The sequence below is a fragment of the Streptomyces sp. NPDC055239 genome, assembly GCF_053606205.1.
Map to the genome: position 1 here is coordinate 73,149 of NZ_JBSGRD010000020.1, position 22,928 is coordinate 96,076.

Here is a 22,928-nt window from a genome sequence, read left to right on the forward strand (position 1 = left end):
TGCTCTGATGGTGCTCCTGGTGGTGGCCGGCACCGTGGTCGGCGCCCGCCTGCTGGGACAGACCGCGGACGTGACCGACCAGTTGGTCGATCGCCTCCAGCCTGCCCGAACGCAGGCGTACCGTCTGCAGACCGCTTTGGTGAACCAGGAGACCGGCATCCGTGGCTACGCCATCACCGCCGACCGCCAGTTCCTGGATCCCTACGCCCAGGGCCAGCGGGACGAGGCCCGAGCTGCCGCTCAGCTGCGCGACCTCATCGGAGACCGGCCCCGGCTGATGGCGGACCTCGACGCGGTCCAGCGGGAGGCGGCGGACTGGCGGCGCGCGTACGCCGAACCGCTGGTTTCCCAGGTCACGCCCGGTGAGCCACGCGCGGTCGCCGAGACGAACGCGGAGCGCGGCAAGGAGGTCTTCGACCGGATCCGCACGGTGTGGTCCGCCCAGAACGCCGATCTGGCCAGGGCGGTCGAGGACGGCAAGGACGAGTTGGACAGCAGCCGCTCGGTGCGGACCGTGATCCTCGGTGCCATGGTGGCGGTCTTCGTGCTCGCCGGGGTCGCCCTGGCGTTGCTGGTGCGCACACTGGTGGCTCGTCCCCTGGAGGCTCTGCGTGTCTCGTCGCGCCAGGTGGCGCGCGGCGATTTCGACCACGTCATCACGGTCGACGGTCCTGCGGACCTCAGGGCGGTGGCAGCGGACGTAGAGGGTATGCGGCAGCAGATCGTGGAGGAACTGGAAGCCTCACGCCGCCAGCGGGACGAGCTGACCCAGCAGGCGGCCGAACTGGACTCCCAGGCCGTGGAACTCCGGCGCTCCAACGCCGAACTGGAGCAGTTCGCCTACGTCGCCTCCCACGATCTGCAGGAGCCCCTGCGCAAGGTCGCTTCTTTCTGTCAGCTCCTGGAGAAGCGGTACGGAGACGCGCTCGACGACCGGGCCAAGCAGTACATCGACTTCGCGGTCGACGGCGCCAAGCGCATGCAGGTCCTCATCAACGACCTGCTCACCTTCTCCCGCGTCGGGCGCCTCAACGACGCCCGGGTGCCCGTCGACCTCGAACAGTGCCTCACCAAAGCGCTGGCCAACTTGGACGCCTCCGTCCGGGACTCCGGCGCGCTCGTCGAACGCCCCGGGAAGCTGCCCGAGATCATCGGCGACCCGACGCTCCTCACGATGCTGTGGCAGAACCTCGTCGGCAACGCCGTCAAGTTCCACCACCCCGAACGCACCCCGCGGATCCGGATCACCTGCGAGGAGGACGAGAGCGCCGGTGCCTGGAAGCTCTGCGTCACCGACAACGGCATCGGTATTCCGGAGGAGTTCGCGGAGAAGGTCTTCGTGATCTTCCAGCGGCTGCACGGCCGCGACGCCTACGGGGGCACCGGCATCGGCCTTGCACTGTGCAAGAAGATCGTCGAACATCACGGCGGCCACATCTGGATCGACAGCGGCTATGCCGGAGGAACGCGGATCTGCTTCACCCTGCCGTCCGGCACCGAGAGCGGCACCGACGCGAACACTGACGCCGACACAGCGAAGGACACCGCGAAGGACACCGCGAAGGACGCCGCACCCCGCACCGAGGAGAAGGCCCTGACATGACCACCCCTGCTGCCACGCCGATCGATGTGCTCCTCGTGGAGGACGATCCGGGCGACGAGCTGATGACGCGCGAGGCGTTCGAGGACAACAAGATCCGCAACAAGCTGCATGTGGCCCGGGACGGTGAGCAGGCGCTCGACTTCCTCTATCAGCGCGGTGAGTACGTCGGGGTACCGCGTCCCGACCTCATCCTGCTCGATCTCAACCTCCCCAAGTACGACGGGCGCCAGGTCCTGGAAAAGATCAAGACGGACCCGGACCTGAAGGACATCCCGGTGGTGGTGCTCACCACGTCGGCGGCGGAGGAGGACATCCTGCGCAGCTACAAACTGCACGCGAACGCCTACGTCACCAAGCCGGTCGACCTCGACCAGTTCATCGCCGCGGTACGCCAGATCGACGACTTCTTCGTGCAGGTGGTACGCCTGCCACGCCGCCCCGGATGAGGGTCCACGCCACGTCCTCGGAGCCACGTCCTCGGAATCCACGTAGCCACGGCGGGACGGGCGGGACTAGATTCCTCGCTCGTGACTGAGACTCCTTCCTACCTGAGTTCGACGGCGGATGCCTACGATGCCGTCGCCGTCCTCTATGACGAATTGTTCCGCGACGCTCTCGACGCCCGTCCGCTGGATCGTGCGCTGCTCGCCGCGTTCGCCGAGCTCGTGCTGACCAACGGCGCCGGACCCGTGGCCGAGTTGGGATGCGGTCCTGGGCAGGTGACGGCGCACCTGCGGGATCTGGGCCTGAATGTCTCCGGTGTCGACCTGTCGCCGGCGATGATCGATATCGCCCGCGAGAACTACCCGGACCTGAGGTTCGATGTCGGTTCCATGGACGCCCTGGACCTGGCCGACGGCGGGGTGAACGGCATCGTGTCGTGGTATTCGATCATCCACACGCCGCCCCGGGACCTGCCCGCGTACTTCACCGAGTTCCGGCGGGTACTCGCACCCGGCGGTCACCTCCTGTTCGGCTTTTTCGAGTCGGAGGAGGAGCCGGTCACGCCGTTCGACCACAAAGTGGCGACCGCGTACCGGTGGCCGATCGACGCCCTCGCGGGAATGGCCCGTGACGCCGGATTCGCCGAAGTCGGCCGGATGCTGTGTGAGCCGCAAGAGGGCGAGCGGCAGTTCCGTCAGGGCTGTCTGCTGATGCGCGCGGGCCAGTGACCCAGGCGGACGCGTGGCGATCACGCGTGGCAATCACGCTTGGCAATCACGCGTGGCGATGGCGTGGCGATAATGAACTCGCCCGCGCCGTGCGCTGAAACTATTCTCACCGGAGCGGGATCGCGTGGTCCCGTAGGCTGCGGCGCCGTGGCAGAGCGGTCCATTGCGATCGGCGTGGGGGAAGCCCCTCCCACGCCGACTGACGGGAGCGGGGCGGGCCTTGCCCTTCCCTGTCCGCGGGTTCGAATCCCGTCGGCGCCGCAGCCGACCCGAAGTTTCAGCCCGCCGCTGTCCGTCGTCCTTCGTCCGCAGTCCGTCGCCCTACGCCCGCCTCCGCTGACTGGAGCCCGCATGAGCACCCCAGCCCCCGCCGCTCCGGTGTTCGTCGGGCCCGAACAGACCGCGGCCGTCGGGCGAGGGCGGATCAGCGTCCTGTGGTCGCTCGGCGACCGTACGCGGGATCTGGACGCCGACGTCGTCCGGCTGGCCCCGGGCGCGAGCATCGGCGAGCACGCGGAGGACGACTTCGGCGTCCTGCTCACCGTACTGACCGGCACCGGTGAACTCCGCACCCAGGACGCGACCTGGGTGCTGACGCCCGGCGCCCTCGCCTGGCTTCCCGCCGGGATCACCCGCCGCGTGGACGCGGGGGAGGCGGGGCTCGTGTACACGACGGCCCACCGCCGCCACCCGGCCATCGGTACTGGTATTGGTACCGGTACGGGTAGCGCCGGTGGCTTCGACGCGGGAGAGCCGGTGTGTCTGCTCGGCCGGGTCTGCCCCGAGTGCGGCCGTCTCGCCGCCGAACGCGATGCCCTCTACTGCGCCCGCTGCGGAACACCGTTGGCAGGCTGACGGGCCCTCCTCCAACGGTTCTCGGCAACGTAAGACAGGAGCCCCTCACGATGTCCGAAACGAACGCGGGTCACCCCGGTGCGCAGGACGTCCTGTCCGGTGACCACCGCTCCGCGCACCTCCTCGCCGAGAACGTGCACTGCGTGCTCGGGGACCGGACGGTGCTGCGCGACGTCTCGCTGAAGGTGTCCCGGGGCGAGCGGGTGGGCCTGATCGGCGAGAACGGCCGGGGCAAGTCGACGTTGCTGCGCGCCATCGCTGGTGAAGTGCCGCTGCAGCGGGGTCAGGTCGTACGGGCGGTCGCGGGCCAGGTGGGGTTCCTGCCGCAGGAACCCGGCTTCCCGGCCGGCGCGACCATCGAGGACGTGCTCGCGCGGGCGACCGCCGAGTTCGGCGACATGGCCGAACGGATGCGCGCGGCCGAGAAGTTGATGTCATCCGACAAGGGCGACCTGAGCGAGGTGCTCAGTGAGTACGGGCGACTCCAGGACGAGTTCGCCCGACGCGGCGGCTGGGAACTCGACGCCCGCGTCGGCGAGGTCCTTGACGTCTTCGGTCTCGGCGCCCTGGACCGGCTACGGCCCACCGAGACGCTGTCGGGCGGTGAGCGATCCCGCCTGGCGCTCGTCGAACTCGTCCTCGCCGAACCGGCCGGGCTGCTCCTCGACGAGCCGACGAACCACCTCGACGACCGCGCGGTGGACTGGCTCGTCCCGTGGCTGGCCAAGTACCAGGGGCCGTGCCTCATCGCCTCGCACGACCGGGTACTGCTTGACACCGCTGTCACCGCCATCGTCGATCTGGACGGCTCCCGCGGCACCACCGTGCGCTACGGCGGCGGCTACCGCGACTACCTCGATGAACGCGCCGCGGCACAAGCACGCTGGTGGCAGCAGTACCGGGACTGGCGCCAGGAGCTTGCGGAGACCCGTCGACGGCTCGACAAGGCGGGCAGGTCCGGCCGTACCTTCGGCGGGATGCGCGACAGCGACAAGCTGTCCTACAACCTCGCCGGAGGCGCTGCCCAGGCTGCCGCCGCCCGCGCGACCCGCGCGGCTCGACAGCAACTGGGGCGGCTCCTTGACGAGGAAGTGCAATGCCCGCCCCAGCCACTGGCCTTCCACCCGCCGGAGAGCGAGAGTGCCGAGCTGCCCGACGGAGTGCTGCTCCGGGCCGAAGGCCTGGTCGTCGGCGATGTCGTGCGTGGCGCGGACCTGGAGCTCGCTCCCGGCTCGCTGCACGTGATCACCGGACCGAACGGCGCGGGCAAGTCCACGCTCCTCTCCGTCCTGGCGGGCCTTCGGGCCCCCGACGCGGGGACGGTCGTACATGAACCAGGTCTGCGCATCGGGTACTTGCCGCAGGAGAGCGACTTCTCCCAGGAGCGGCGCGGCGTACTGGACACCTTCGCCGCGCACCGCGCCGCTTACGTCGACGACGCCGCGAGGGAACTGACCCGGTTCGGCCTGTTCGGGATCGCGGACTTCGCTGTTCCGGTGAACCGGCTGTCCGTCGGCCAGCTGCGAAGGTTCGAACTCGCGCTGCTGTTCTCACGGCGCCCGAACCTCCTGCTGCTCGACGAGCCAAGCAACCACCTCAGTCTCGCTCTCGTCGAGCAACTGCAGGAAGCCGTCGAGCAGTTCACAGGACCGGTGGTGATGGTCACCCACGACCGGGCCTTGCGCGAACACCATCGCGAGAGCCTGCTGGAGCTGGCCGAAGGACGGCTGGTCCGGCCGGTCTAGTTGTCCACGTCCCCGTACGCCGTGCCGACCTTGAGCCCGTCGACCCAGTTGATGACGCGCTTGTCCTTGACCTCGGAGCCGTAGGAGCCGAACCGGGTGTCGTTGCCCAGGTCGTCCCAGGTGCGACCGGAGAACTCGGCGACCTTGGTGCCGTTGTAGAAGGCCGTCACCCACCCGTCGGAGGCGTCCGACGAGGTGTGGATGCCGAGCACGATGCGCTTGTACGTACTGGTCGTGACGGGTGTCGACCACTTGAGGGTCCACTTCTCGCCGACCTCGATGTGGAACAGCTTGAGCACGCCGCCCTCGACCTTCATCAACACCGGGTAGTTCTGCTGGTGTTGGTCGTTGGTGCCGTACGACTTCCACTGGAAGATCGTGCCCGCGTCCGGGGTGTTGGTGGACGTGTCCCAGCCGATCCAGTACGTCGAGTTGTTCTTGAACGTGTATCGCGAACCGCCGACGCTGATCCCGTGCGCCTCGCAGCGCTGGAGGCCGAGCGGCTTGTTGAACTTGAAGACCTGGCCACGGCCGTCGCCGTTGTCCTGTGCGGAGACGCTGCCCGGCGAGTCGCAGAGGGTCGAGGAGAACACTCCCGTCCCTCCAGAGGCGTCCCCGTCCCAGATGACGGAGGCGTCGGCGGGGGCGGCGGTGAGCAGGACCAGGGAAGAGGCGGCGGCCGTGAGCGCGCCGTTTCGCTTGCGCATGGGGGGGGGCTCCTTGCGAGTGGGGGGAAGGGGCTCGCGTGGCTGTGTGCCATCAGTACGACAGGTGGAGAGTAAACGGTTTCTAGCATGGCTGTGGCTGAACACTCAATAGAGAAGCGCCACTTGAGTGTCGTGACATAGAAACCGGTATCTGTCGCAAGTCGGCATCACTCTGGCGGCACCGGAGCACGCGGGAGCGGAACTCGGCCTGCGCCTCTACTCAATGCTGGTCACGGCCGGGTGGCCGTCATCCGAGTACGAGCGGGAGTCTCGCGGCCAGGCCTCCCCGCTGGTCCAGATCGCTCTGTTCCACATCCGTGGGGGCGCGCCGGCCGGTGCCGATGAGCAGCGCGTCCGTATCGGAGAACGACGCGGGGAACGCGGCGCCGGCGATCTCCTCCAGCATCTCGCGGCTCCGGGCGAGGCACTCCGAGGGCGGTCCGGCCACGTGGGGGAGGTGCGCGATCAGGTCGAGGTGGTGCAGGGTCCATTCCATGACGTACGTCATGAGGTAGTCGCCCGCGGTGAGGACCTCGTCGCGGGTGCTCACCCGGGCGCCGGGGTCGGCGAGTTCGGCGGCGCGGCCCGCGGCGGAGCCGACGTCGTCGAGGTGGAACTTGAGCAGCCAGGGCTCCTCGTACGCGGCGGCGAGGCGGACGGTCAGCGCGTCGAGCGGGTCCTCGCCGGTCGGCGGCGTTGTGGTGACGTCCCAGTAGGTCGACGCGGTGCGGGTCGGCTCCGTGTCGGCGGGGGTCACGAGGGTGATCAGGACGTCCTGGGCGTCGATGACGAGATGGCACGCCAGGTCCCGTACGAGCCAGCCGGTGCAGCCGGAGGGCCGTGCGAAGTCCTCGTCCGGGAGTTCGGCGACGGCCGTGCGCAGTGCAGTCCATGAGCGCGAGAAGAGATCCACGCCGCAAAGGTAGTGCGGTGCCACAAAGCCGGACAAGCGCATAAGAAGGGTCGGCTCACATCGCGGGGCCCGGCAGTTCAGTGCCGGTCCCGCCCAGCCACGGCTTCAGCTCACGCTGCGCGACCCGTAGCACCTCGTCCCGGGACAGCTCGTCGGCCCGCTCGACCACAGCAAGCCCCCACTTCTTCCGGCGGACTGCGTCGAGGGCCACCGCACGCTCACGCAGTAGGTACTGCACGGCCGACGGGACGTCGGTCACAGGCGGGGTCACCTCGTAGCGGGAGAGCTTTCCGACGTACCAGTCGAGCCAGTGCACGCCTTCCCTCTGGGCGGCTCGGGGCAGGGCGGACGCGGCATCCCCGTCGAGGAAGAGCACGACCGGGCCGACCGGTGCGAGCACCTCGGTGAGGTCGGTCGTGAACGCGTCGATCGTCTCTTCGTCGTGTCCCATGGCCAGCAGAGTCGGTACGTACGGCACCAGCGCGTCCGCGACCACCACGTCGTCGCCGCTCGCCACGATCGCGCCGACGAATTCCGCGGTCGCCGCGGTCAGCGTCCCCAGCTCGACCGTGCCGGTCGCCTCGAACTGCTCAGCCACCGCCGCGTACTGCGGCCGGGTCAGGATCTCCTCCTCACGGAAGTGGTCCACCCGCAGTCCCGTATCGGTCAGCCATTGAGCAAGCCCGCCACACAGCGTCGACTTGCCCACCCCTGGAGACGCCCCGCACACCGAGATCAGTACCGTCATGCCCGCCGAGCCTACGCCTGGGGCCTCTGGCCCCACGGGGCCACCTGGCCGGTGCCCGAACGCGGCCGGACAGTAGAGTTCGAGTGCGCCAGCCCCCGAAGACCGAGGTACCGTCCGTGACCCCCGCCCCCGCCGCACACCCCCTCCCGCCTGCAGTGAGCGTGGTGGGCATCGGAGCCGACGGGTGGGCAGGACTGCCCGACGCGGCACGCATGGAACTCACCGGGGCTCAGGTCCTGATCGGCGGTCGGCGCCAACTGGACCTGCTCCCTCCTGAGTGCACAGGACGGCGCGTGCCGTGGCCCTCGCCGCTGAGGCCCGCCGTTCCGGGCCTGCTCGCCGCGCACGCGGGGAGCAAGATCGCAGTCCTGGCCAGCGGTGACCCGATGTTCTACGGAATCGGCCGGGCTCTCACCGAGGTCCTCGGCCCCGACGGGCTGCGCATCCTGCCCCACCCGTCGTCCGTGTCCTACGCCTGCGCCCGCGTCGGCTGGCCGCTGGAGGACACCGAGGTCATCACCCTGGTCGGGCGGCCCGCGGCCCGCCTCGCCGCGGCCCTGCACGACGGCCGACGGCTCCTGGTCCTCAGCGCGGACGCCTCCACACCGGCCGTGGTCGCCGCGCTGCTGCGCGAACACGGCTTCGGACCGAGCGAGGTCCGCGTCCTCGAACAGCTCGGCGGCGAGGGCGAGACGCACGTCGAAGGAATCGCGGACACCTGGGCGCACCCGCCGGGGGACCCGTTGAACGTCATCGCGATCGCATGCCGACGCGCCCCCGACGCCCCGCGCATCGGCGCCGTCCCCGGGCTGCCGGACGAGGCGTACGAGAACGACGGGCAGCTCACCAAGCGCCACGTCCGGGCCGCCACCCTCGGCGTCCTCGCACCGGCCCCCGGCGAGCTGCTGTGGGACATCGGCGGCGGCTCGGGGTCCGTGGCGATCGAATGGATGCGTACGCATCCCTCCTGCCGGGCGATCAGCGTGGAACGCGATCCGGTACGGGCGCAGCGCATCGAACGCAACGCCGCGCACCTCGGGGTGCCCGCCCTGCGCGTGATCACCGGCCGGGCACCCGAAAGCCTGGCCGAACTGCCCACGCCCGACGCCGTGTTCATCGGGGGCGGGCTTACCGCCCCCGGCCTTCTCGATGCCTGCTGGGAGGCGCTGCCCGCCGGTGGCCGTCTGGTCGCCAACACCGTCACGCTGGAGTCCGAGGCACTGCTCGCCGAGCGGTACCGCAGGCACGGCGGTGACCTGGTCCGCCTCGCCGTCGCGCACGCCGTGCCCGTCGGCGGCTTCACCGGCTGGCGCCAGGCGATGCCGGTCACCCAGTGGTCCGTACGCAAACAGTGGTCCGTACGCAAACCGTCGACGACTCCGAGCCCGACCCCCACCGCGGACCGCTCAGCAGAAGCCCCCGCAGAACCCTCAGGAGACAACACATGACCGTGTACTTCATCGGCGCGGGGCCCGGTGCGGCCGACCTGATCACGGTGCGCGGCGCCCGCACGCTCGCCGCCTGCGGGGTGTGCCTGTACGCGGGCAGCCTGGTGCCCCGCGAACTGCTCGCCGAGTGTCCGAAGGACGCCCGCCTGATCGACACCGCACAGCTGGACATCGACCAGATCACCGCGGAACTCGTCACCGCGCACCAGCAGGGCAAGGACGTGGCCCGTCTGCACTCGGGCGACCCCTCCGTCTTCAGCGCCGTCAACGAGCAGATGCGGCGCCTCGACGAGGCGGGTGTGCCCTACGAAGTGGTGCCGGGCGTGCCCGCGTTCGCGGCTGCCGCGGCGGCGCTCAAGCGGGAGCTGACGGTGCCGACCGTCGGCCAGACCGTCATCCTCACCCGGATCGCCAACCGGGCCACCGCGATGCCCGAGGGCGAGGACCTGGCCACCCTTGGCCGCAGCGGGGCACTGATCGTGCTCCACCTGGCCGCCAAGTACGTGGACCGCGTGGTCGATGAACTCCTGCCGCACTACGGGGCCGACTGCCCGACGGCCGTCGTGGCGCTCGCCTCCCGACCGGACGAGCTCATCCTGCGCGGGCCCCTCGACGAGATCGCGGAGCAGGTGAAGGCGGCGGGCGTGATCCGTACCGCCGTCATCATGGTGGGCCGCACTTTGGGCGCGGAGCAGTTCCGTGACAGCCACCTTTACTCGCCCGCCCGCGATCGCCACGCCTGCTAGCGGACCGGCCCGTCACAGGCAGCGTCAGCTTTCAGGCTGCGCCTCTGCCGGTAGGGCGGTCACGGTGAGGGCGCGCAGGTCTTCGAAAGCCTGAAGGAGATGCGCGTCCAAGCTCTGTGAGCCGTCGTCGATCCAGTCCTGGACCGCCTGGTGAAAGGTGACCCACCCGGTCTGAGCGGCAAGGCCGGCCAGCCGGTCGGCGACGCCGCGCTGCCGCAGCGCCTGAGCCATCGCGTCGATGAGCGACGCGGACTTGGCCAGTTCACGTTCACGCAGTGCCGGTGTCCGCGCGATGACCTGCAGCCGTGGCTCGACGAAGGGGCGATTGTCCTCAAGGATCCGTTCGACGGCGCGGAAGGCGCGCAGCAGTATGTCGAGCGGCTGGAGGCCGTCGGGTGCTTCGGCCACCGTCCGCGCCAGCTCGGCGCGCAGGTCGGCCTCGCCGTGGAAGAGAACCTCGCGCTTGTCCGGGAAGTGCCGGAAGAACGTGCGTTCATTGACGCCCGCCCGAGCGGCGATCTCGGCTGTGGTGGTCTGGTCGAATCCGCGTTCCCCGTACAGCTCCAGGGCTGCCTGCTGTAGGCGGCGACGCGCTTCTGCTCCGCTTCGTGGCACGCCCCGAGGGTACCGCACGTGTCAGTGACTGGCGCTTCTTGACGTCAGTGAATGGCGCTACGTAATGTCAGTGACTGGCGCTACGTAGTGCCAGTCACTGACGTTGAACGGGAGAGCCTCATGCATGTCTTCGTCACCGGCGGTTCCGGCCAGACCGGCCCCGCAGTCGTCACCGAGCTCATCGCGGCCGGCCACACCGTCACGGGTCTGGCGCGCTCGGACACCGCCGCCGCCCTGCTGCGGTCCCTGGGCGCGACACCGCACCGTGGCTCCCTGGACGACCTCACCGTCCTGCGCAGCGGCGCCGAAGCCGCCGACGGTGTCCTGCACATGGCCTACGGCGGCGACTTTTCCGACCTCGACGACATGATGCGGCGGGACACGAACGCCATCGAGGCGCTCGGCCGGACGTTGGAGAACTCGGGCAGGCCACTCGTCACGACATCCGGCACCCTGGTCATGCCCGCCGACCGGGAATCCACCGAGAAGGACGAGCCCGACACGGCAGGGATCGCCGCCTTCCGCGTCGCGGGAGAGCGGGCCTGCCTGGACTTCGCGGACCGGGGAGTGTGTGCGAGCGTGGTCCGCCTCGCCCCCACCGTTCACGGTCCGGAGGATCACGGCTTCATCCCCATGCTCATCGCCACCGCGCGCGAACGTGGCGTCTCTGCGTACGTCAAGGACGGCGCCAACCGGTGGCCCGCGGTGCACCGCCTCGACGCGGCGGTCCTCTTCCGCTTGGCAGTGGAGAAGGCGCCTGCCGGCAGCGTGCTGCACGGAGCGGCCGAGAACGTCATCTTCAAGAGCATCGCTGAGACGATCGCCCGGGGCCTCGATCTGCCCACGGTGTCACTGACCCCTGACGAGGCGGCCGAGCCCTACGCCAGCCCGTTCATGGCCACCGCCTACGGCTTCGACGGGCCTGTCTCCAGCGCTTACACCCAGAAGCTGCTTGGCTGGTCGCCCACCCGTCCGGCACTGCTCGAAGAGGTGGAGCACGGCGACTACTTGGTCACGCCAGCCTCCTGACGCGGCCTGACCTGCCAGAACAGTGAGAACGGTATCTGACAGGTATCACTCTCGGTACGCTCGGCAGGGAATAGTCATCTCACTCGGAGGCAGCGATGAGCAGCGAGCCGTGGAGTACAGAGGAGTTCGCCGACTTCGACGAGACCATCGCCACCGCGCGGGAGTCCGGCAACGAGGAACTCGCCGACTACTGGCAGGGCATCCGGGACGGCAAAACGCCGACCGTGGACTGGGAAGACCTGCGCGTCGACCTGTATGCGCAACACGGCATCGACGTGAGTGGCAACGCGGCATAACCCGGGTCATGGTGCTCAAGCGCAGAGGGCAGGGAGCCCGCATCTTCCTCGGCCCCACAGCCGTCGAACAGGCCGACCGCTTCACCCCGGCTGAAGAGATCTCCGTGGACCGTGCCCTGGCAGCCGTCGCCGCCGACCCCACGATCGGCATCCTCCGCACCCGCACCGAGCACGGCGGGATCATGTGGGAGTACCGGGCGCCCGGCACCGGTGTGCGCATCATCTACACGTTGACCATCCGGCGCACCATCGTCACCGTCGCCTACTTCGAAGCCTGAGGTCTCAACTCCGCCGCACAGCAGGGAGTTTCGCGAGCAGGGCCATCTCGGTGGGCGGGTCGATCACCGGCTGGACGAGGAGTTCGTCGACGCCGGCCTGTTCCAGGGTGGTGATGCGGGCGAGCAGGTCGTCGCGGGTGCCGACCAGAGCCAGGGTGTTCATCAGCGAGGGCAGAACCAGGTCCCGGTCCTGTGGTGCGATGCGTCCCAGGTAGTTGGGGTAGAGCTTGGTGTACCGGTCCGGCGCGGTGGCGGTGGTGCCGCGCCGGTCGAGGAGCCGCCGTACCGCCTCGCCTTCCTCGGGGCCGAGTTGCTCGGCGAAGGAGGGTGTGTCGGCGGCGAAGGCCAGCAGCGACAGGACGAGGTGGCCCGTCGCGTCCCGGGCCGCGTCGCCGTGGGGGTCCTCGTCCTCGCGGAGCAGGTGGAGCGAGGTGACCACGTAGGAGTCCGCCCGGGACCCGGGGGCGCGGGGTGTGCCCTGGGCGGCGTGGCGGCGGGTGTCGTGCAGCGCGTGCCAGGCGGTGGGGTCCAGCAGGCCGAAGGAGATGAGGCCGGTGCCGCGGCGGCCGGCGACGGCGGCGGCCTTCGGCCCGAGCAGCGCGGCCACGACGAACTCGATCGGGTCGGCGGTGTTCACGTGCGCCCCGGCGTGCAGGAACCGGATGTCGCGGACCCGGTCACCTTCGCGGTACTCGGTCGAACGTCCGGCGCACAGGTCCTGCAGCGCGACGGTGAAGTTCTCCAGACCGGCCGCCGTGGTCGGCCGCATGCCCAGGGTGCGCCGGGCGGTGTTTCCGGTGCCGACTCCGCAGATGATCCGGCCCGGTGCCAGGGCGTTGAGGCTGGCGAGCCCGCTCGCGGCGGCCGGGGCCGAGCGCAGCGCCGGTGAGGTCACGCCGATGCCGAGCCTGATGCGGCTGGTCGCCTTCGCACACAGACTCAAGGCGACGAAGGGGTCGCCGTGGACCATCGGGGTGTCGTTGACCCAGAAGCTGTGCAGGCCCAACTCCTCGGCCTGCACGGCGAGATCCTCCACACCGGGCCGCGCGGCGACAACGACGCCTGCACGCATCGAAACCTCCAAGGTGTGAGGATCGAATCGAACCCGCTCAGCATGGCAGGTCCCGGCGCGGGGCCGTTGCGGAATCGCATGATCTTGTAGCGTCGCGGGGCGGGGAGGCCGTACCTGACGCAGCGAATCCCCGTAGATGCAGATGACCTTCCCGAGCCGTCTGCCTGCAACGGAGCTTCGATGTGCCGTCGACTCCAGTTCTGAGGCACGCCGTTCACGGCGTGCCTCCGCCCGCGTACAGACATCATGCCGCCATGAGCGACGGGCCCCCACCAGCAAACGCCCCTCTGGCGGGCCTGGGCCTGGGGCTTAGCCGCAGTTGGGGGGCGACGCTCTGTCAGCGCACGCTGCTGCGCCCCACCACCGTGCCCGCCCGGTCGATGCAGATGACGTCCACCGCGACCGGCGCGCCCCGCAGGACCGCCAGTGCCTCGTCACGCGCCGCCACCGCCACCAGATCGCCGAGCGGGACGCCCCGCGCCTGGCACAACTGGAGCGCGGCGAGACCCGTGTTGGCGACTTCCACCTCTGCCGCCAGGGCCTCGTCCGCGCCGCCGCGCCGGGCGAGCGCGGCCAGGAACGGTTTGTCGACCTGGGAGCGGGCCGAGTGCAGGTCGAGGTGTCCGGCGGCGAGCTTCGACAGTTTGGCGAACCCGCCGCACACCGTGAGGCGGTCCACCGGGTGCCGCCGCACGTACTTGAGCACCGCGCCCGCGAAGTCCCCCATGTCGAGCAGGGCGATCTCCGGAAGGCCGTACTCGGCCACCACCGTCTTCTCCGAGGTCGAGCCCGTACAGCCCGCCACGTGCGTATGTCCGGCGGCGCGTGCCACGTCCACGCCCCGGCGGATCGAGTCGATCCACGCGGAGCAGGAGTACGGCACCACGATCCCGGTGGTGCCCAGGATCGACAGGCCGCCCAGGATGCCGAGGCGAGGGTTCCAGGTGGAGCGGGCGATCTCCTCGCCGTGGTCCACGGAGACGGTGATCTCGACGTCTCCCGAACCCCCGTACTCCGCGGCGACCCGTGCGATGTGGTCGCGGATCATCTGGCGCGGCACGGGATTGACCGCGGGCTCGCCGACGTCGAGCGGCAGCCCCGGCAGGGTGACCGTGCCCACGCCGGGCCCTGCCTTGAAGACCACACCCGACCCCGGAGGCAGCCGTCGCGCGGTGGCCCGCACGAGCGCGCCGTGCGTCACGTCGGGGTCGTCGCCCGCGTCCTTGACCACTCCCGCCGTCGCCCGCCCCTCGGCCAGCTCCTCCACAGCGAGGGCGAAGGCCGGTGTCTGCCCCTTGGGCAGGGTGATGGTGACCGGGTCGGGGAAGTCGCCGCTGAGCAGGGCCGTGTAGGCGGCGGTGGCCGCTGCGGTGGCGCAGGCACCGGTCGTCCAGCCGGGCCGCAGACCGGTGTGCTTGAGTTGGGCGCTGCGCCCGCCCTTCGCCTCACCCATGGATGGATCCGATGCACGTACTGGTACTCGGCGGAACGACGGAGGCCCGCCGCCTCGCCGAGAAACTGGTGGAGACGCTTCCCGCCACAGCGAGGGTGACCAGCTCACTGGCCGGACGCGTGGCGAGCCCGAAGCTGCCGCCGGGCGAGGTGCGCGTGGGCGGCTTCGGCGGAGCCGAAGGCCTGGCCGCATGGCTGCGTACGCACCAGGTGAGCGCGCTCATCGACGCCACCCATCCTTTCGCCGAGACGATCAGTTTCAACGCGGCCGCTGCCGCCGCTGCCGCCCATGTTCCCCTGCTCGCGCTGCGTCGGCCCGGCTGGGTGCCGGGCGAGGGCGACGCCTGGCACCCAGCCGACTCCCTGGCGGATGCGGCCGACGCGCTGCCCGCGCTGGGCACGCGGGTCTTCCTCACCACGGGGCGCATGGGTCTCGCCGCCTTCGCCGCTCTGGACCAGCTGTGGTTCCTGATGCGTTCGGTGGACGCCCCGGACGCACCGCACCCCGCGCGGATGGAGGTCCTGCTCGACCGCGGCCCGTTCACCTTGGAGGGGGAGCGCGAGCTGATCCGCCGCCATCGCATCGACGTGGTCGTCACGAAGGACAGCGGTGGCGCCGCCACCGCCCCCAAGCTGGCCGCGGCCCGCGAGGCGCGGATCCCCGTCGTCGTGGTGCGCCGACCGCCGGTGCCGGAGGGCGTGACGGTGGCCGACACCCCGGAGCAGGCCTTGGCCTGGCTGCGAGCAATCGTCGGCAGCCAGACCTAGCGGCACCGGACGCTCAGTCCTCCGGATAGCGGCGCGGCGTCCAGACGATCTGCTGTCCGTCGCCCCGCTGCTCCCAGCGGGTCTGCGACGACCCGACGAGCAGGATCGTGCGCATGTCGACATCGGCCGGATCGAGATCGGCGAGCCGCACGGTGCGTACGCTCTCGGCCGGTCCTCCGACATCGCGGCCAAGGACCACGGGCGTGTCCGGCGAGCGGTGTTCGAGGAGCAGGTCGCGGGCCTTGCCGACCTGCCAGGTCCGGCTGCGGGAGCCCGGGTTGTACAGCGCGAGCACCAGATCGGCCGATGCCGCTGCCCGCAGCCTCTCGGCGATCACCTCCCACGGCTTGAGCCGGTCGGAGAGCGAGATCGTGGCGTAGTCGTGGCCCAGCGGAGCGCCCGCGCGGGCGGCAGCGGCGTTGGCCGCAGTCACCCCCGGAAGCACCCGTACCGGCAGATCCGCGTACTGCTTCTGCGAGGCCACCTCAAGGACAGCCGTCGCCATGGCGAAGATGCCCGGGTCGCCGCCGGAGACCACGGCCACGCGCCGCCCGCGCCGGGCGAGATCCAGGGCGAACTCGGCGCGCTCCGACTCGACCTTGTTGTCCGAACCGTGCCGCACCTGCCCCGGGCGGACCGGCACCCGGTCCAGGTAGGTGGTGTAGCCGACCAGGTCGTCGGCGGCGGCAAGCACGCCACGGGTCTCGGGCGTGAGCCACAGCGGCCCGGCGGGACCGGTACCGACCACCGCCACCTCGCCGGAGTCCGGGGTGCGCTCGGGCCGGGGCGCGTCGATCCTGCTGGGCAGGACGGCGACCGCGAAGTACGGCACCGTGTCGGCGTCGACCGCGGCCAGCTCATCGGTGCGCTCGCCGGTCATCGTGGCGCGCTCGACGTAGTGGGCCTCGGGCAGCCGCCCGGAGTTCTCGAAGGCGCGGCGCACCGCGGGGAACGTACGGCCCAGCTTCATCACCACAGCCGCGTCGGTGGCGGCGAGACGGGCGGTCAGCTCCTCCTCCGGCAGGGTGCCGGGCAGGATGGTGAGGACCTCCTCGCCCTCGGCGAGCGGAGTGCCGAGCCGGGCGGCGGCGGCGCTGACGGAGGTGACTCCGGGGATCACCTCGGTGGGGTAGCGGTCGGCGAGCCGCTTGTGCATGTGCATGTACGAGCCGTAGAAGAGCGGGTCGCCCTCCGCGAGGACGGCGACCGTGCGTCCCGCGTCGAGGTGCACCGCGAGGCGGGCCGCCGCCTCGGTGTAGAAGTCCTCCATCGCACCCCGGTAGCCGCCGGGGTGGTCGGTGGTCTCCGTCGTGACGGGGTAGACCAGCGCTTCCTCGATGTGGTCGGCGCGCAGGTGCTCGGCCGCGATGGACCGCGCGATCGACCGTCCGTGCCGGGCGCTGTGATAGGCGACGACATCGGCTTCGGCGATGACCTCCACCGCGCGCAGGGTCATGAGGGCCGGATCGCCGGGGCCGACCCCGACGCCGTACAGGCGGCCTGTCTTGTGCTCGCTCACGCTCATTCTTCCTCGCTGGCGATCGCGTTGAGTGCGGCGGCCGCGATGGCGCTGCCGCCCCGGCGGCCCCGCACGATCATGTGTTCAAGGCCTGACGGGTGCGCGGCCAGGGCGTCCTTGGACTCCATGGCGCCGACGAAACCGACGGGCACACCGATGACGGCGGCGGGGCGCGGTGCGCCCTCCTCGATCATTTCGAGCAGCCGGAACAGCGCGGTGGGCGCGTTGCCGACGGCTATGACCGCGCCTTCCATCCGGTCGCGCCACAGTTCGAGGGCGGCGGCGCTGCGGGTGGTGCCGAGCTCGGCGGCCAGAGCGGGCACCGACGGGTCGGACAGGGTGCACACCACGTCGTTGTCCGCGGGCAGCCGCTTGCGGGTGACGCCGCTCGCGACCATGGCCACGTCGCACAGGATGGGGGCGCCCGCGCGCAGGGCCTCGCGGGCCCGGGCCACCACGTCCGGGGTGAAAGCGAGGTCGCGTACGAGGTCGACCATGCCGCAGGCGTGGATCATGCGGACCGCGACCTGGCTCACGTCGGCGGGCAGGCCCGACAGATCCGCCTCCGCGCGGATCGTGGCGAAGGACTGGCGGTAGATCGCCGGTCCGTCCTTCTCGTACTGATGCACAGTGCGTTCGCTCTCTTGATAGGGCATGGGGCAGTCAAGTGTTGCAGAGTTGTTCATGTGTTCATGTGTTGTCAGCCGCGGGTAGCGGCCACGGCGGCGGCGAGTGCTGCACCCGGGCTGCCCGTGTTGCCCGGAATGCTCGCAGGAGCGTCCCGTTTCTCGCCGTGTACGCGGGAGATCTGATGTCCGTCGGGGGTGGCGACGACGTCGACCCACTCCCCGTGGGGATGTCCGCACCGGCGCTCGCACCCGGACCAGTACACGGGCAGGGCCCCGACAGGTCCCAACGAGGCTTGCGCCGTGGCGCGTACGTCGTCCAGAGCCTTGGCGCAGCCGGGCCGGCCGATACAGGCACCCACTCCCGTCCAGGGGGAGTCGGGCGCGGTGATGAGGCCGGCGGCCCCCAGATCCGCCAGAAGTCGTGCGGCCTCTGACCGTTCGACTCCCGGCACGACGACTCCGCGCCAGGGGGTCAGCCGCAGTTCGCCGCTGCCGTGCTCGCGGGCGGTGTCCGTCAGCGTCTGCCATGAGGGCGCGCTGACGCTTCCCAGCGGCAGGCCGATGGACAGCGCGGCCTTGTCGGGGGGGCCGGGTACGACGCCGATGGCGGGCCCGACCGCGTCCTGGGGGAGCGGCCCTGTGGTGGGAGTGACGCGGAAACCGGCCTCCCGCAGGCGGTGCAGGACCGCGTCGAGGAGAGGACCGACGCCGCCGGGCAGATCCGTCACCCGCCAGGCACCCGCGTCGGGCGCCTGCTCCAGGAAGGTCTCGGCCGCGACGAGGGCGGCCCGCGGTGCCTGCGCGGCCGCGATCAGGACGGCGTCGCGCGCCGGTCCGATCCGCAGCAGAGCCTCGTCCTCGCCCCGCGCCGTCAGGGTCACATCACCGCCGAGGGCGGCCACGTCGCCGCGACCGTCGTCGAGGGCGAACAAGAACCGGCCGGACAGGGCGGTGGCCCGGTCGCTGGCGCACAGCAGCTCGTCCAGGGCAGACAGCCACGGACGGATGTCCCGCTCACCCAGACCGTCGAGCCCCGAGAGCGGGGAGGCCACCACATTGCGCACCCGCTCGTGGCGTTCGGAGGGCAAAAGCCCCGATTCGCCAAGCAGACAAGCCAGTTCGCTCCCGCGGTCCGCGCGAAGACCGCGCAGCTGCACATTGCCGCGCGATGTGAGATGCAACTCGCCATCTCCAAGGCGCTCGGCCAGATCCCGCAGCACGTCTGCCTGCCCCACGCTCAGGAGGCCGCCCGGAACGCGGACGCGGGCCAGCGCCCCGTCGTCCGCCCGGTGCAGCCGAAGCGTCCCGGGGCAGGAGTCACCGCGGTCGCGGGCAGACTCGTCTCCCGGGAGTGCTGGCGGGGGGACCGATGGGGGCATGGCGGCGAGCATACCGACCTATCGCAGCAGGTCCGCCTGCCCCCCGGTAGTTGCCCGGCCCTTAGTATTCCTAGCGACGGGCCAACCGGCCCGTCGTCGCCACAGACGGCGACAAGGGGAGGAAGCCCGGTGTGAATCCGGCGCGGTCCCGCCACTGTGAGCCCGGTCCTGGTGCCGGGTGAGTCAGGAACTCCCTTCCCCGAGCTCTCGTCCGCTCGAGCAGGGGAGACGCCATCGACACCACCCGGGGCGTGGACACCCCGAGGAAGGCCCGACGCCGCATGATCCTGCTCCTGTCGACGTCCGACACCGACCTGCTCAGCGCCCGCGCCGCAGGCGGACCGATCGCCTACCGCTACGCGAACCCCTCCCGGCTCCCGCTCGAGGACCTTCCGCAGCTCCTGGACGGCGCCGACCTGGTCGTCGTACGTCTGCTCGGCGGTGTGCGCGCCTGGCAGGACGGCCTCGACCAAGTCCTCGCCACCGGACGTCCCGTGGTCGTCCTCACCGGCGAACAGGCCCCCGACGCCCAGCTGATGGCCGCATCGACGGTCCCCATCGGCCTCGCAGCCGAGGCCCACGCCTACCTGGCGCACGGCGGCCCCGACAACCTGGAGCAGCTGGCCCGGTTCCTCTCCGACACCGTCCTGCTGACCGGGCACGGCTTCGAACCGCCCGCCCCCGCACCCTCGTGGGGCCCGCTGGAGCGCACCGCCCGTCAGGTCGAGGGACCGACCGTCGCGGTGCTCTACTACCGCGCCCACCACATGAGCGGCAACACCGCCTTCATCGAGGCCCTGTGCCGCGCCGTCGAGGACGCAGGAGCCCGCCCGCTGCCGCTGTACGTCGCCTCGCTGCGCACCCCCGAACCCGAACTCATCGCGGAACTGGGCGCCGCCGACGCGATCGTGACCACGGTCCTCGCGGCAGGCGGCACACGCCCCGCCGAAGCCTCTGCGGGCGGCGACGACGAGTCCTGGGACGCCGGAGCCCTCAGCGGCCTCGACGTACCCATCCTCCAGGCGCTCTGCCTCACCAGCTCGCGCAGCGACTGGGAGGACAACGACGAGGGCGTATCGCCGCTGGACGCGGCGAGCCAGATCGCGGTCCCCGAGTTCGACGGCCGGCTGATCACGGTGCCGTTCTCCTTCAAGGAGATCGACGAGGACGGACTTCCCGCGTACGTCGCCGACGCCGAGCGCGCGACCCGCGTGGCCGGTATCGCCGTCAGGCACGCACGGCTGCGCCACATCCCGGCCGCCGACAAGCGCATCGCGCTCGTTCTGTCCGCGTACCCGACCAAGCACTCCCGGATCGGCAACGCCGTCGGCCTCGACACCCCCGCGAGCGCCGTCTCCCTGCTGCGCCGACTCCAGGCCGAGGGATACGACTTCGGTACGGACGAGGTGCCGGGCCTTGTCTCCGGCGACGGCGACGAGCTGATCTACGCCCTGATCGAGGCAGGCGGCCACGACCAGGAGTGGCTCACCGACGAGCAGTTGGCCCGCAACCCCGTCCGCATCCCGGCGGCCGACTACCGCCGCTGGTACGCCACTCTCCCCGCCGAGCTCCGCGAGTCCGTGGAGCAGCACTGGGGCCCCGCCCCCGGCGAGATGTTCGTGGACCGGTCGAGCAATCCCGAGGGCGACATCGTCCTGGCCGCCCTGCGCCGCGGCAACCTGCTCATCCTCATCCAGCCGCCGCGCGGCTTCGGCGAGAACCCGATCGCGATCTACCACGACCCCGATCTGCCGCCCTCGCACCACTACTTGGCCGCCTACCGCTGGATCGCCGCCTCCGCCGACGACAACGGCTTCGGCGCCGACGCGATGATCCACCTCGGCAAGCACGGCAACCTCGAATGGCTGCCCGGCAAGAACGCGGGCCTGTCCGCCGCCTGCGGCCCCGACGCGGCGCTCGGCGATCTGCCCCTGATCTACCCGTTCCTGGTCAACGACCCGGGGGAGGGCACGCAGGCCAAGCGGCGCGTCCACGCCACCCTCGTGGACCACCTCGTACCGCCGATGGCCCGCGCCGACAGCTACGGCGACATCGCCCGCCTGGAACAACTCCTCGACGAGCACGCCCAGATCGCCGCGATGGACCCGGCGAAGCTGCCCGCGATCCGCGCCCAGATCTGGACCCTGATCCAGGCGGCGAAGCTCGACCACGACCTGGGGCTCAAGGACCGCCCCGAGGACGAGGGCTTCGACGAGTTCATCATGCATCTCGACGGCTGGCTCTGTGAGATCAAGGACGCCCAGATCCGCGACGGCCTCCATGTCCTTGGCGGCGCCCCGGCCGGTGCCGACCGCGTCAACCTGGTCCTGGCGATCCTGCGCGCCCGCCAGATCTGGGGCGGCACGGCGTCCTTGCCCGGCCTGCGCGAGGCGCTTGGCCTCGACGAGTCGGCGGCCACCCGCACAAGCGCCGACGAGGTCGAGGAGCAGGCACGCGCGCTTGTCCAGGCGATGGAGGACGCGGACTGGGCCCCGGAGGCCGTGGCGGGAGTGGCTGGGGGCCACCCGCAGTCCGTCGCCGACATCCTCGACTTCGCCGCGAGCGAGGTCGTGCCCCGCCTCGCCGCCACGACCGACGAACTTGACCACGCCGTCCACGCGTTGGAGGGCGGCTTCGTCCCCGCGGGGCCCTCGGGCTCCCCGCTGCGCGGCCTGGTCAACGTCCTGCCGACCGGCCGCAACTTCTACTCCGTCGACCCCAAGGCGGTGCCCTCGCGCCTCGCCTGGGAGACCGGCCAGGCCCTGGCCGACTCGCTCCTGGAGCGCTACCGCACCGACAACGGCGACTGGCCGACCTCGGTCGGCCTGTCCCTGTGGGGTACGAGTGCCATGCGCACCGCCGGTGACGACGTCGCCGAAGCCCTCGCCCTCCTCGGCATCCGCCCGGTCTGGGACGACGCGTCGCGCCGCGTCACGGGCCTTGAGGCCATCCCCGCGGACGAGCTCGGCCGCCCGCGCATCGACGTCACCCTGCGCATCAGCGGTTTCTTCCGCGACGCCTTCCCGCACACCATCGGCCTCCTGGACGACGCGGTCCGCCTCGCCGCATCCCTTGAGGAGCCCGACGAGGCGAACTTCGTCCGCGCCCACGCGCAGGCCGACCTGGCGGCCCACGGCGACGAGCGCCGCGCCACCACCCGCATCTTCGGCTCCCGCCCCGGCACCTACGGTGCGGGCCTGCTCCAGCTCATCGACTCCCGCGACTGGCGCACCGACGCCGACCTCGCCGAGGTGTACACGGTGTGGGGCGGCTACGCCTACGGCCGTGAGCTCGACGGGCGTCCGGCGCGGGAGGAGATGGAGACGGCGTACAAGCGCATCGAGGTCGCGGCGAAGAACACCGACACTCGCGAACACGACATCGCCGACTCGGACGACTACTTCCAGTACCACGGCGGCATGGTGGCCACGGTCCGCGCGCTGAAGGGCAGCGCCCCCGAGGCGTACATCGGCGACTCGACCCGCCCCGAGACGGTCCGCACCCGCACCCTGGTCGAGGAGACCTCGCGTGTCTTCCGCGCCCGCGTGGTCAACCCCAAGTGGATCGAGGCGATGCGCCGCCACGGCTACAAGGGAGCCTTCGAGCTCGCCGCCACGGTCGACTACCTCTTCGGGTACGACGCGACGACGGGCGTGGTCGCCGACTGGATGTACGACAAGCTCACCGAGACGTACGTCCTGGACCCGACCAACCGTGAATTCCTTCAGCAGGCCAACCCCTGGGCCCTGCACGGCATCGCCGAGCGCCTCCTCGAAGCGGAGTCGCGCGGCATGTGGGCCAAGCCCGATCCGGCTGTGATCGAGGCCCTGCGCCAGGCGTACCTGGAGACGGAAGGCGATCTGGAGGGCAAGGACTGAGCGTCGTCCTCCGGCCAGTGAACGAGGGGAGGGCCCCATCCCGGCACCGGGATGGGGCCCTCCCCTCGTCGTACTG

At 70.9% G+C, this 22,928-nt stretch carries 21 protein-coding genes, 1 tRNA gene and 1 riboswitch; of the genes, 13 read left to right on the top strand and 9 right to left on the bottom strand.

Annotated elements, in window-relative coordinates:
* The first annotated feature begins 7 nt into the window (after positions 1-7).
* The 6 genes from ACWFRJ_RS41185 to ACWFRJ_RS41210 all read left to right on the top strand — a co-directional run bounded on the left by ACWFRJ_RS41185 (position 8) and on the right by ACWFRJ_RS41210 (position 5,375).
* Positions 8-1,603 (top strand): sensor histidine kinase, encoded by a 1,596-nt coding sequence (locus tag ACWFRJ_RS41185; RefSeq protein ID WP_453543704.1) that lies wholly within the window; start codon positions 8-10, stop codon positions 1,601-1,603.
* Positions 1,600-2,049 (top strand): response regulator, encoded by a 450-nt coding sequence (locus ACWFRJ_RS41190; RefSeq protein ID WP_453543591.1) that lies wholly within the window; start codon positions 1,600-1,602, stop codon positions 2,047-2,049. The genes ACWFRJ_RS41185 and ACWFRJ_RS41190 overlap by 4 nt, the downstream gene beginning before the upstream one ends.
* 81 nt (positions 2,050-2,130) lie before the next feature.
* On the top strand, positions 2,131-2,775 hold the full coding sequence (locus ACWFRJ_RS41195) for a class I SAM-dependent DNA methyltransferase (RefSeq protein ID WP_453543593.1): 645 nt from the start codon (positions 2,131-2,133) through the stop codon (positions 2,773-2,775).
* Positions 2,776-2,916: 141 nt separating this feature from the next.
* Positions 2,917-3,036: transfer RNA gene (locus ACWFRJ_RS41200), tRNA-OTHER, on the top strand.
* A 90-nt stretch (positions 3,037-3,126) separates the two neighbouring features.
* The gene (locus ACWFRJ_RS41205) at positions 3,127-3,630 is read left to right on the top strand and encodes a cupin domain-containing protein (RefSeq protein ID WP_453543595.1); all 504 of its coding nucleotides are present in this window, start codon (positions 3,127-3,129) and stop codon (positions 3,628-3,630) included.
* 50 nt (positions 3,631-3,680) lie between these two features.
* Positions 3,681-5,375, top strand: a complete 1,695-nt coding sequence (locus ACWFRJ_RS41210) for an ABC-F family ATP-binding cassette domain-containing protein (protein ID WP_453543597.1) — start codon at positions 3,681-3,683, stop codon at positions 5,373-5,375.
* Here ACWFRJ_RS41210 and ACWFRJ_RS41215 read toward each other — a convergent pair.
* The 3 genes from ACWFRJ_RS41215 to ACWFRJ_RS41225 all read right to left on the bottom strand — a co-directional run bounded on the left by ACWFRJ_RS41215 (position 5,372) and on the right by ACWFRJ_RS41225 (position 7,743).
* Positions 5,372-6,082 carry a heparin lyase I family protein gene (locus tag ACWFRJ_RS41215; RefSeq protein ID WP_453543599.1) on the bottom strand — a complete coding sequence of 237 codons (711 nt, stop codon included), beginning with the start codon at positions 6,080-6,082 and terminating at the stop codon, positions 5,372-5,374. The genes ACWFRJ_RS41210 and ACWFRJ_RS41215 overlap by 4 nt on opposite strands.
* A 247-nt stretch (positions 6,083-6,329) precedes the next feature.
* A complete protein-coding gene (locus ACWFRJ_RS41220; protein ID WP_453543601.1) occupies positions 6,330-6,995 on the bottom strand; it encodes a maleylpyruvate isomerase N-terminal domain-containing protein in 666 nt (221 codons plus the stop codon).
* A 55-nt stretch (positions 6,996-7,050) separates the two neighbouring features.
* The gene (locus ACWFRJ_RS41225; RefSeq protein ID WP_453543603.1) at positions 7,051-7,743 is read right to left on the bottom strand and encodes a hypothetical protein; all 693 of its coding nucleotides are present in this window, start codon (positions 7,741-7,743) and stop codon (positions 7,051-7,053) included.
* Between the two features lie 155 nt (positions 7,744-7,898).
* Between ACWFRJ_RS41225 and cbiE the strand changes: the two genes are divergently transcribed.
* Together cbiE and cobM are read left to right on the top strand one after the other, a co-directional pair.
* Entirely contained in the window at positions 7,899-9,191 is a 1,293-nt protein-coding gene (gene cbiE, locus ACWFRJ_RS41230) for a precorrin-6y C5,15-methyltransferase (decarboxylating) subunit CbiE (RefSeq protein ID WP_453543706.1), read from the top strand.
* On the top strand, positions 9,188-9,937 hold the full coding sequence (cobM, locus tag ACWFRJ_RS41235; protein WP_453543605.1) for a precorrin-4 C(11)-methyltransferase: 750 nt from the start codon (positions 9,188-9,190) through the stop codon (positions 9,935-9,937). Before cbiE ends, cobM begins: the two co-directional genes overlap by 4 nt.
* 24 nt (positions 9,938-9,961) lie before the next feature.
* Here cobM and ACWFRJ_RS41240 read toward each other — a convergent pair whose 3' ends face one another.
* The gene (locus tag ACWFRJ_RS41240; RefSeq protein ID WP_453543607.1) at positions 9,962-10,552 is read right to left on the bottom strand and encodes a TetR family transcriptional regulator; all 591 of its coding nucleotides are present in this window, start codon (positions 10,550-10,552) and stop codon (positions 9,962-9,964) included.
* A gap of 120 nt (positions 10,553-10,672) precedes the next feature.
* Between ACWFRJ_RS41240 and ACWFRJ_RS41245 the strand changes: the two genes are divergently transcribed.
* The 3 genes from ACWFRJ_RS41245 (at position 10,673) to ACWFRJ_RS41255 (ending at position 12,155) form a co-directional block, all read left to right on the top strand.
* Positions 10,673-11,581 carry an SDR family oxidoreductase gene (locus ACWFRJ_RS41245; protein WP_453543609.1) on the top strand — a complete coding sequence of 303 codons (909 nt, stop codon included), beginning with the start codon at positions 10,673-10,675 and terminating at the stop codon, positions 11,579-11,581.
* A 95-nt stretch (positions 11,582-11,676) separates the two neighbouring features.
* The gene (locus ACWFRJ_RS41250; RefSeq protein WP_453543611.1) at positions 11,677-11,877 is read left to right on the top strand and encodes a hypothetical protein; all 201 of its coding nucleotides are present in this window, start codon (positions 11,677-11,679) and stop codon (positions 11,875-11,877) included.
* An 8-nt stretch (positions 11,878-11,885) separates the two neighbouring features.
* Positions 11,886-12,155 carry a hypothetical protein gene (locus ACWFRJ_RS41255; protein WP_453543613.1) on the top strand — a complete coding sequence of 90 codons (270 nt, stop codon included), beginning with the start codon at positions 11,886-11,888 and terminating at the stop codon, positions 12,153-12,155.
* A gap of 4 nt (positions 12,156-12,159) precedes the next feature.
* On the opposite strand, the gene ACWFRJ_RS41260 is transcribed toward ACWFRJ_RS41255, so the two are convergent.
* Both ACWFRJ_RS41260 and ACWFRJ_RS41265 read right to left on the bottom strand, forming a co-directional pair.
* Positions 12,160-13,227 carry an LLM class flavin-dependent oxidoreductase gene (locus tag ACWFRJ_RS41260; RefSeq protein WP_453543615.1) on the bottom strand — a complete coding sequence of 356 codons (1,068 nt, stop codon included), beginning with the start codon at positions 13,225-13,227 and terminating at the stop codon, positions 12,160-12,162.
* 337 nt (positions 13,228-13,564) lie between these two features.
* Positions 13,565-14,680: a cobalt-precorrin-5B (C(1))-methyltransferase gene (locus ACWFRJ_RS41265; RefSeq protein ID WP_453543617.1), complete on the bottom strand. Its 1,116-nt coding sequence runs from the start codon at positions 14,678-14,680 to the stop codon at positions 13,565-13,567.
* An 11-nt stretch (positions 14,681-14,691) separates the two neighbouring features.
* Between ACWFRJ_RS41265 and ACWFRJ_RS41270 the strand changes: the two genes are divergently transcribed.
* Complete coding sequence (locus ACWFRJ_RS41270; RefSeq protein WP_453543619.1) at positions 14,692-15,447, top strand: cobalt-precorrin-6A reductase; 756 nt, start codon at positions 14,692-14,694, stop codon at positions 15,445-15,447.
* A 13-nt stretch (positions 15,448-15,460) separates the two neighbouring features.
* Here ACWFRJ_RS41270 and ACWFRJ_RS41275 read toward each other — a convergent pair whose 3' ends face one another.
* From ACWFRJ_RS41275 to cobG, 3 genes are all read right to left on the bottom strand, one after another.
* Positions 15,461-16,972, bottom strand: coding sequence for a precorrin-2 C(20)-methyltransferase (locus tag ACWFRJ_RS41275; protein WP_453543621.1), 1,512 nt, complete (start codon positions 16,970-16,972; stop codon positions 15,461-15,463).
* Positions 16,969-17,595, bottom strand: coding sequence for a precorrin-8X methylmutase (locus ACWFRJ_RS41280; protein WP_453543708.1), 627 nt, complete (start codon positions 17,593-17,595; stop codon positions 16,969-16,971). Before ACWFRJ_RS41280 ends, ACWFRJ_RS41275 begins: the two co-directional genes overlap by 4 nt.
* Positions 17,596-17,666: 71 nt before the next feature.
* Positions 17,667-18,986, bottom strand: coding sequence for a precorrin-3B synthase (cobG, locus tag ACWFRJ_RS41285; protein ID WP_453543623.1), 1,320 nt, complete (start codon positions 18,984-18,986; stop codon positions 17,667-17,669).
* Positions 18,987-19,054: 68 nt separating this feature from the next.
* A riboswitch (cobalamin riboswitch) is annotated at positions 19,055-19,186 on the top strand.
* 69 nt (positions 19,187-19,255) lie between these two features.
* Here cobG and cobN point away from each other — a divergent pair.
* Positions 19,256-22,852 (top strand): cobaltochelatase subunit CobN, encoded by a 3,597-nt coding sequence (gene cobN / locus ACWFRJ_RS41290; RefSeq protein ID WP_453543710.1) that lies wholly within the window; start codon positions 19,256-19,258, stop codon positions 22,850-22,852.
* Positions 22,853-22,928: the final 76 nt, after the last annotated feature.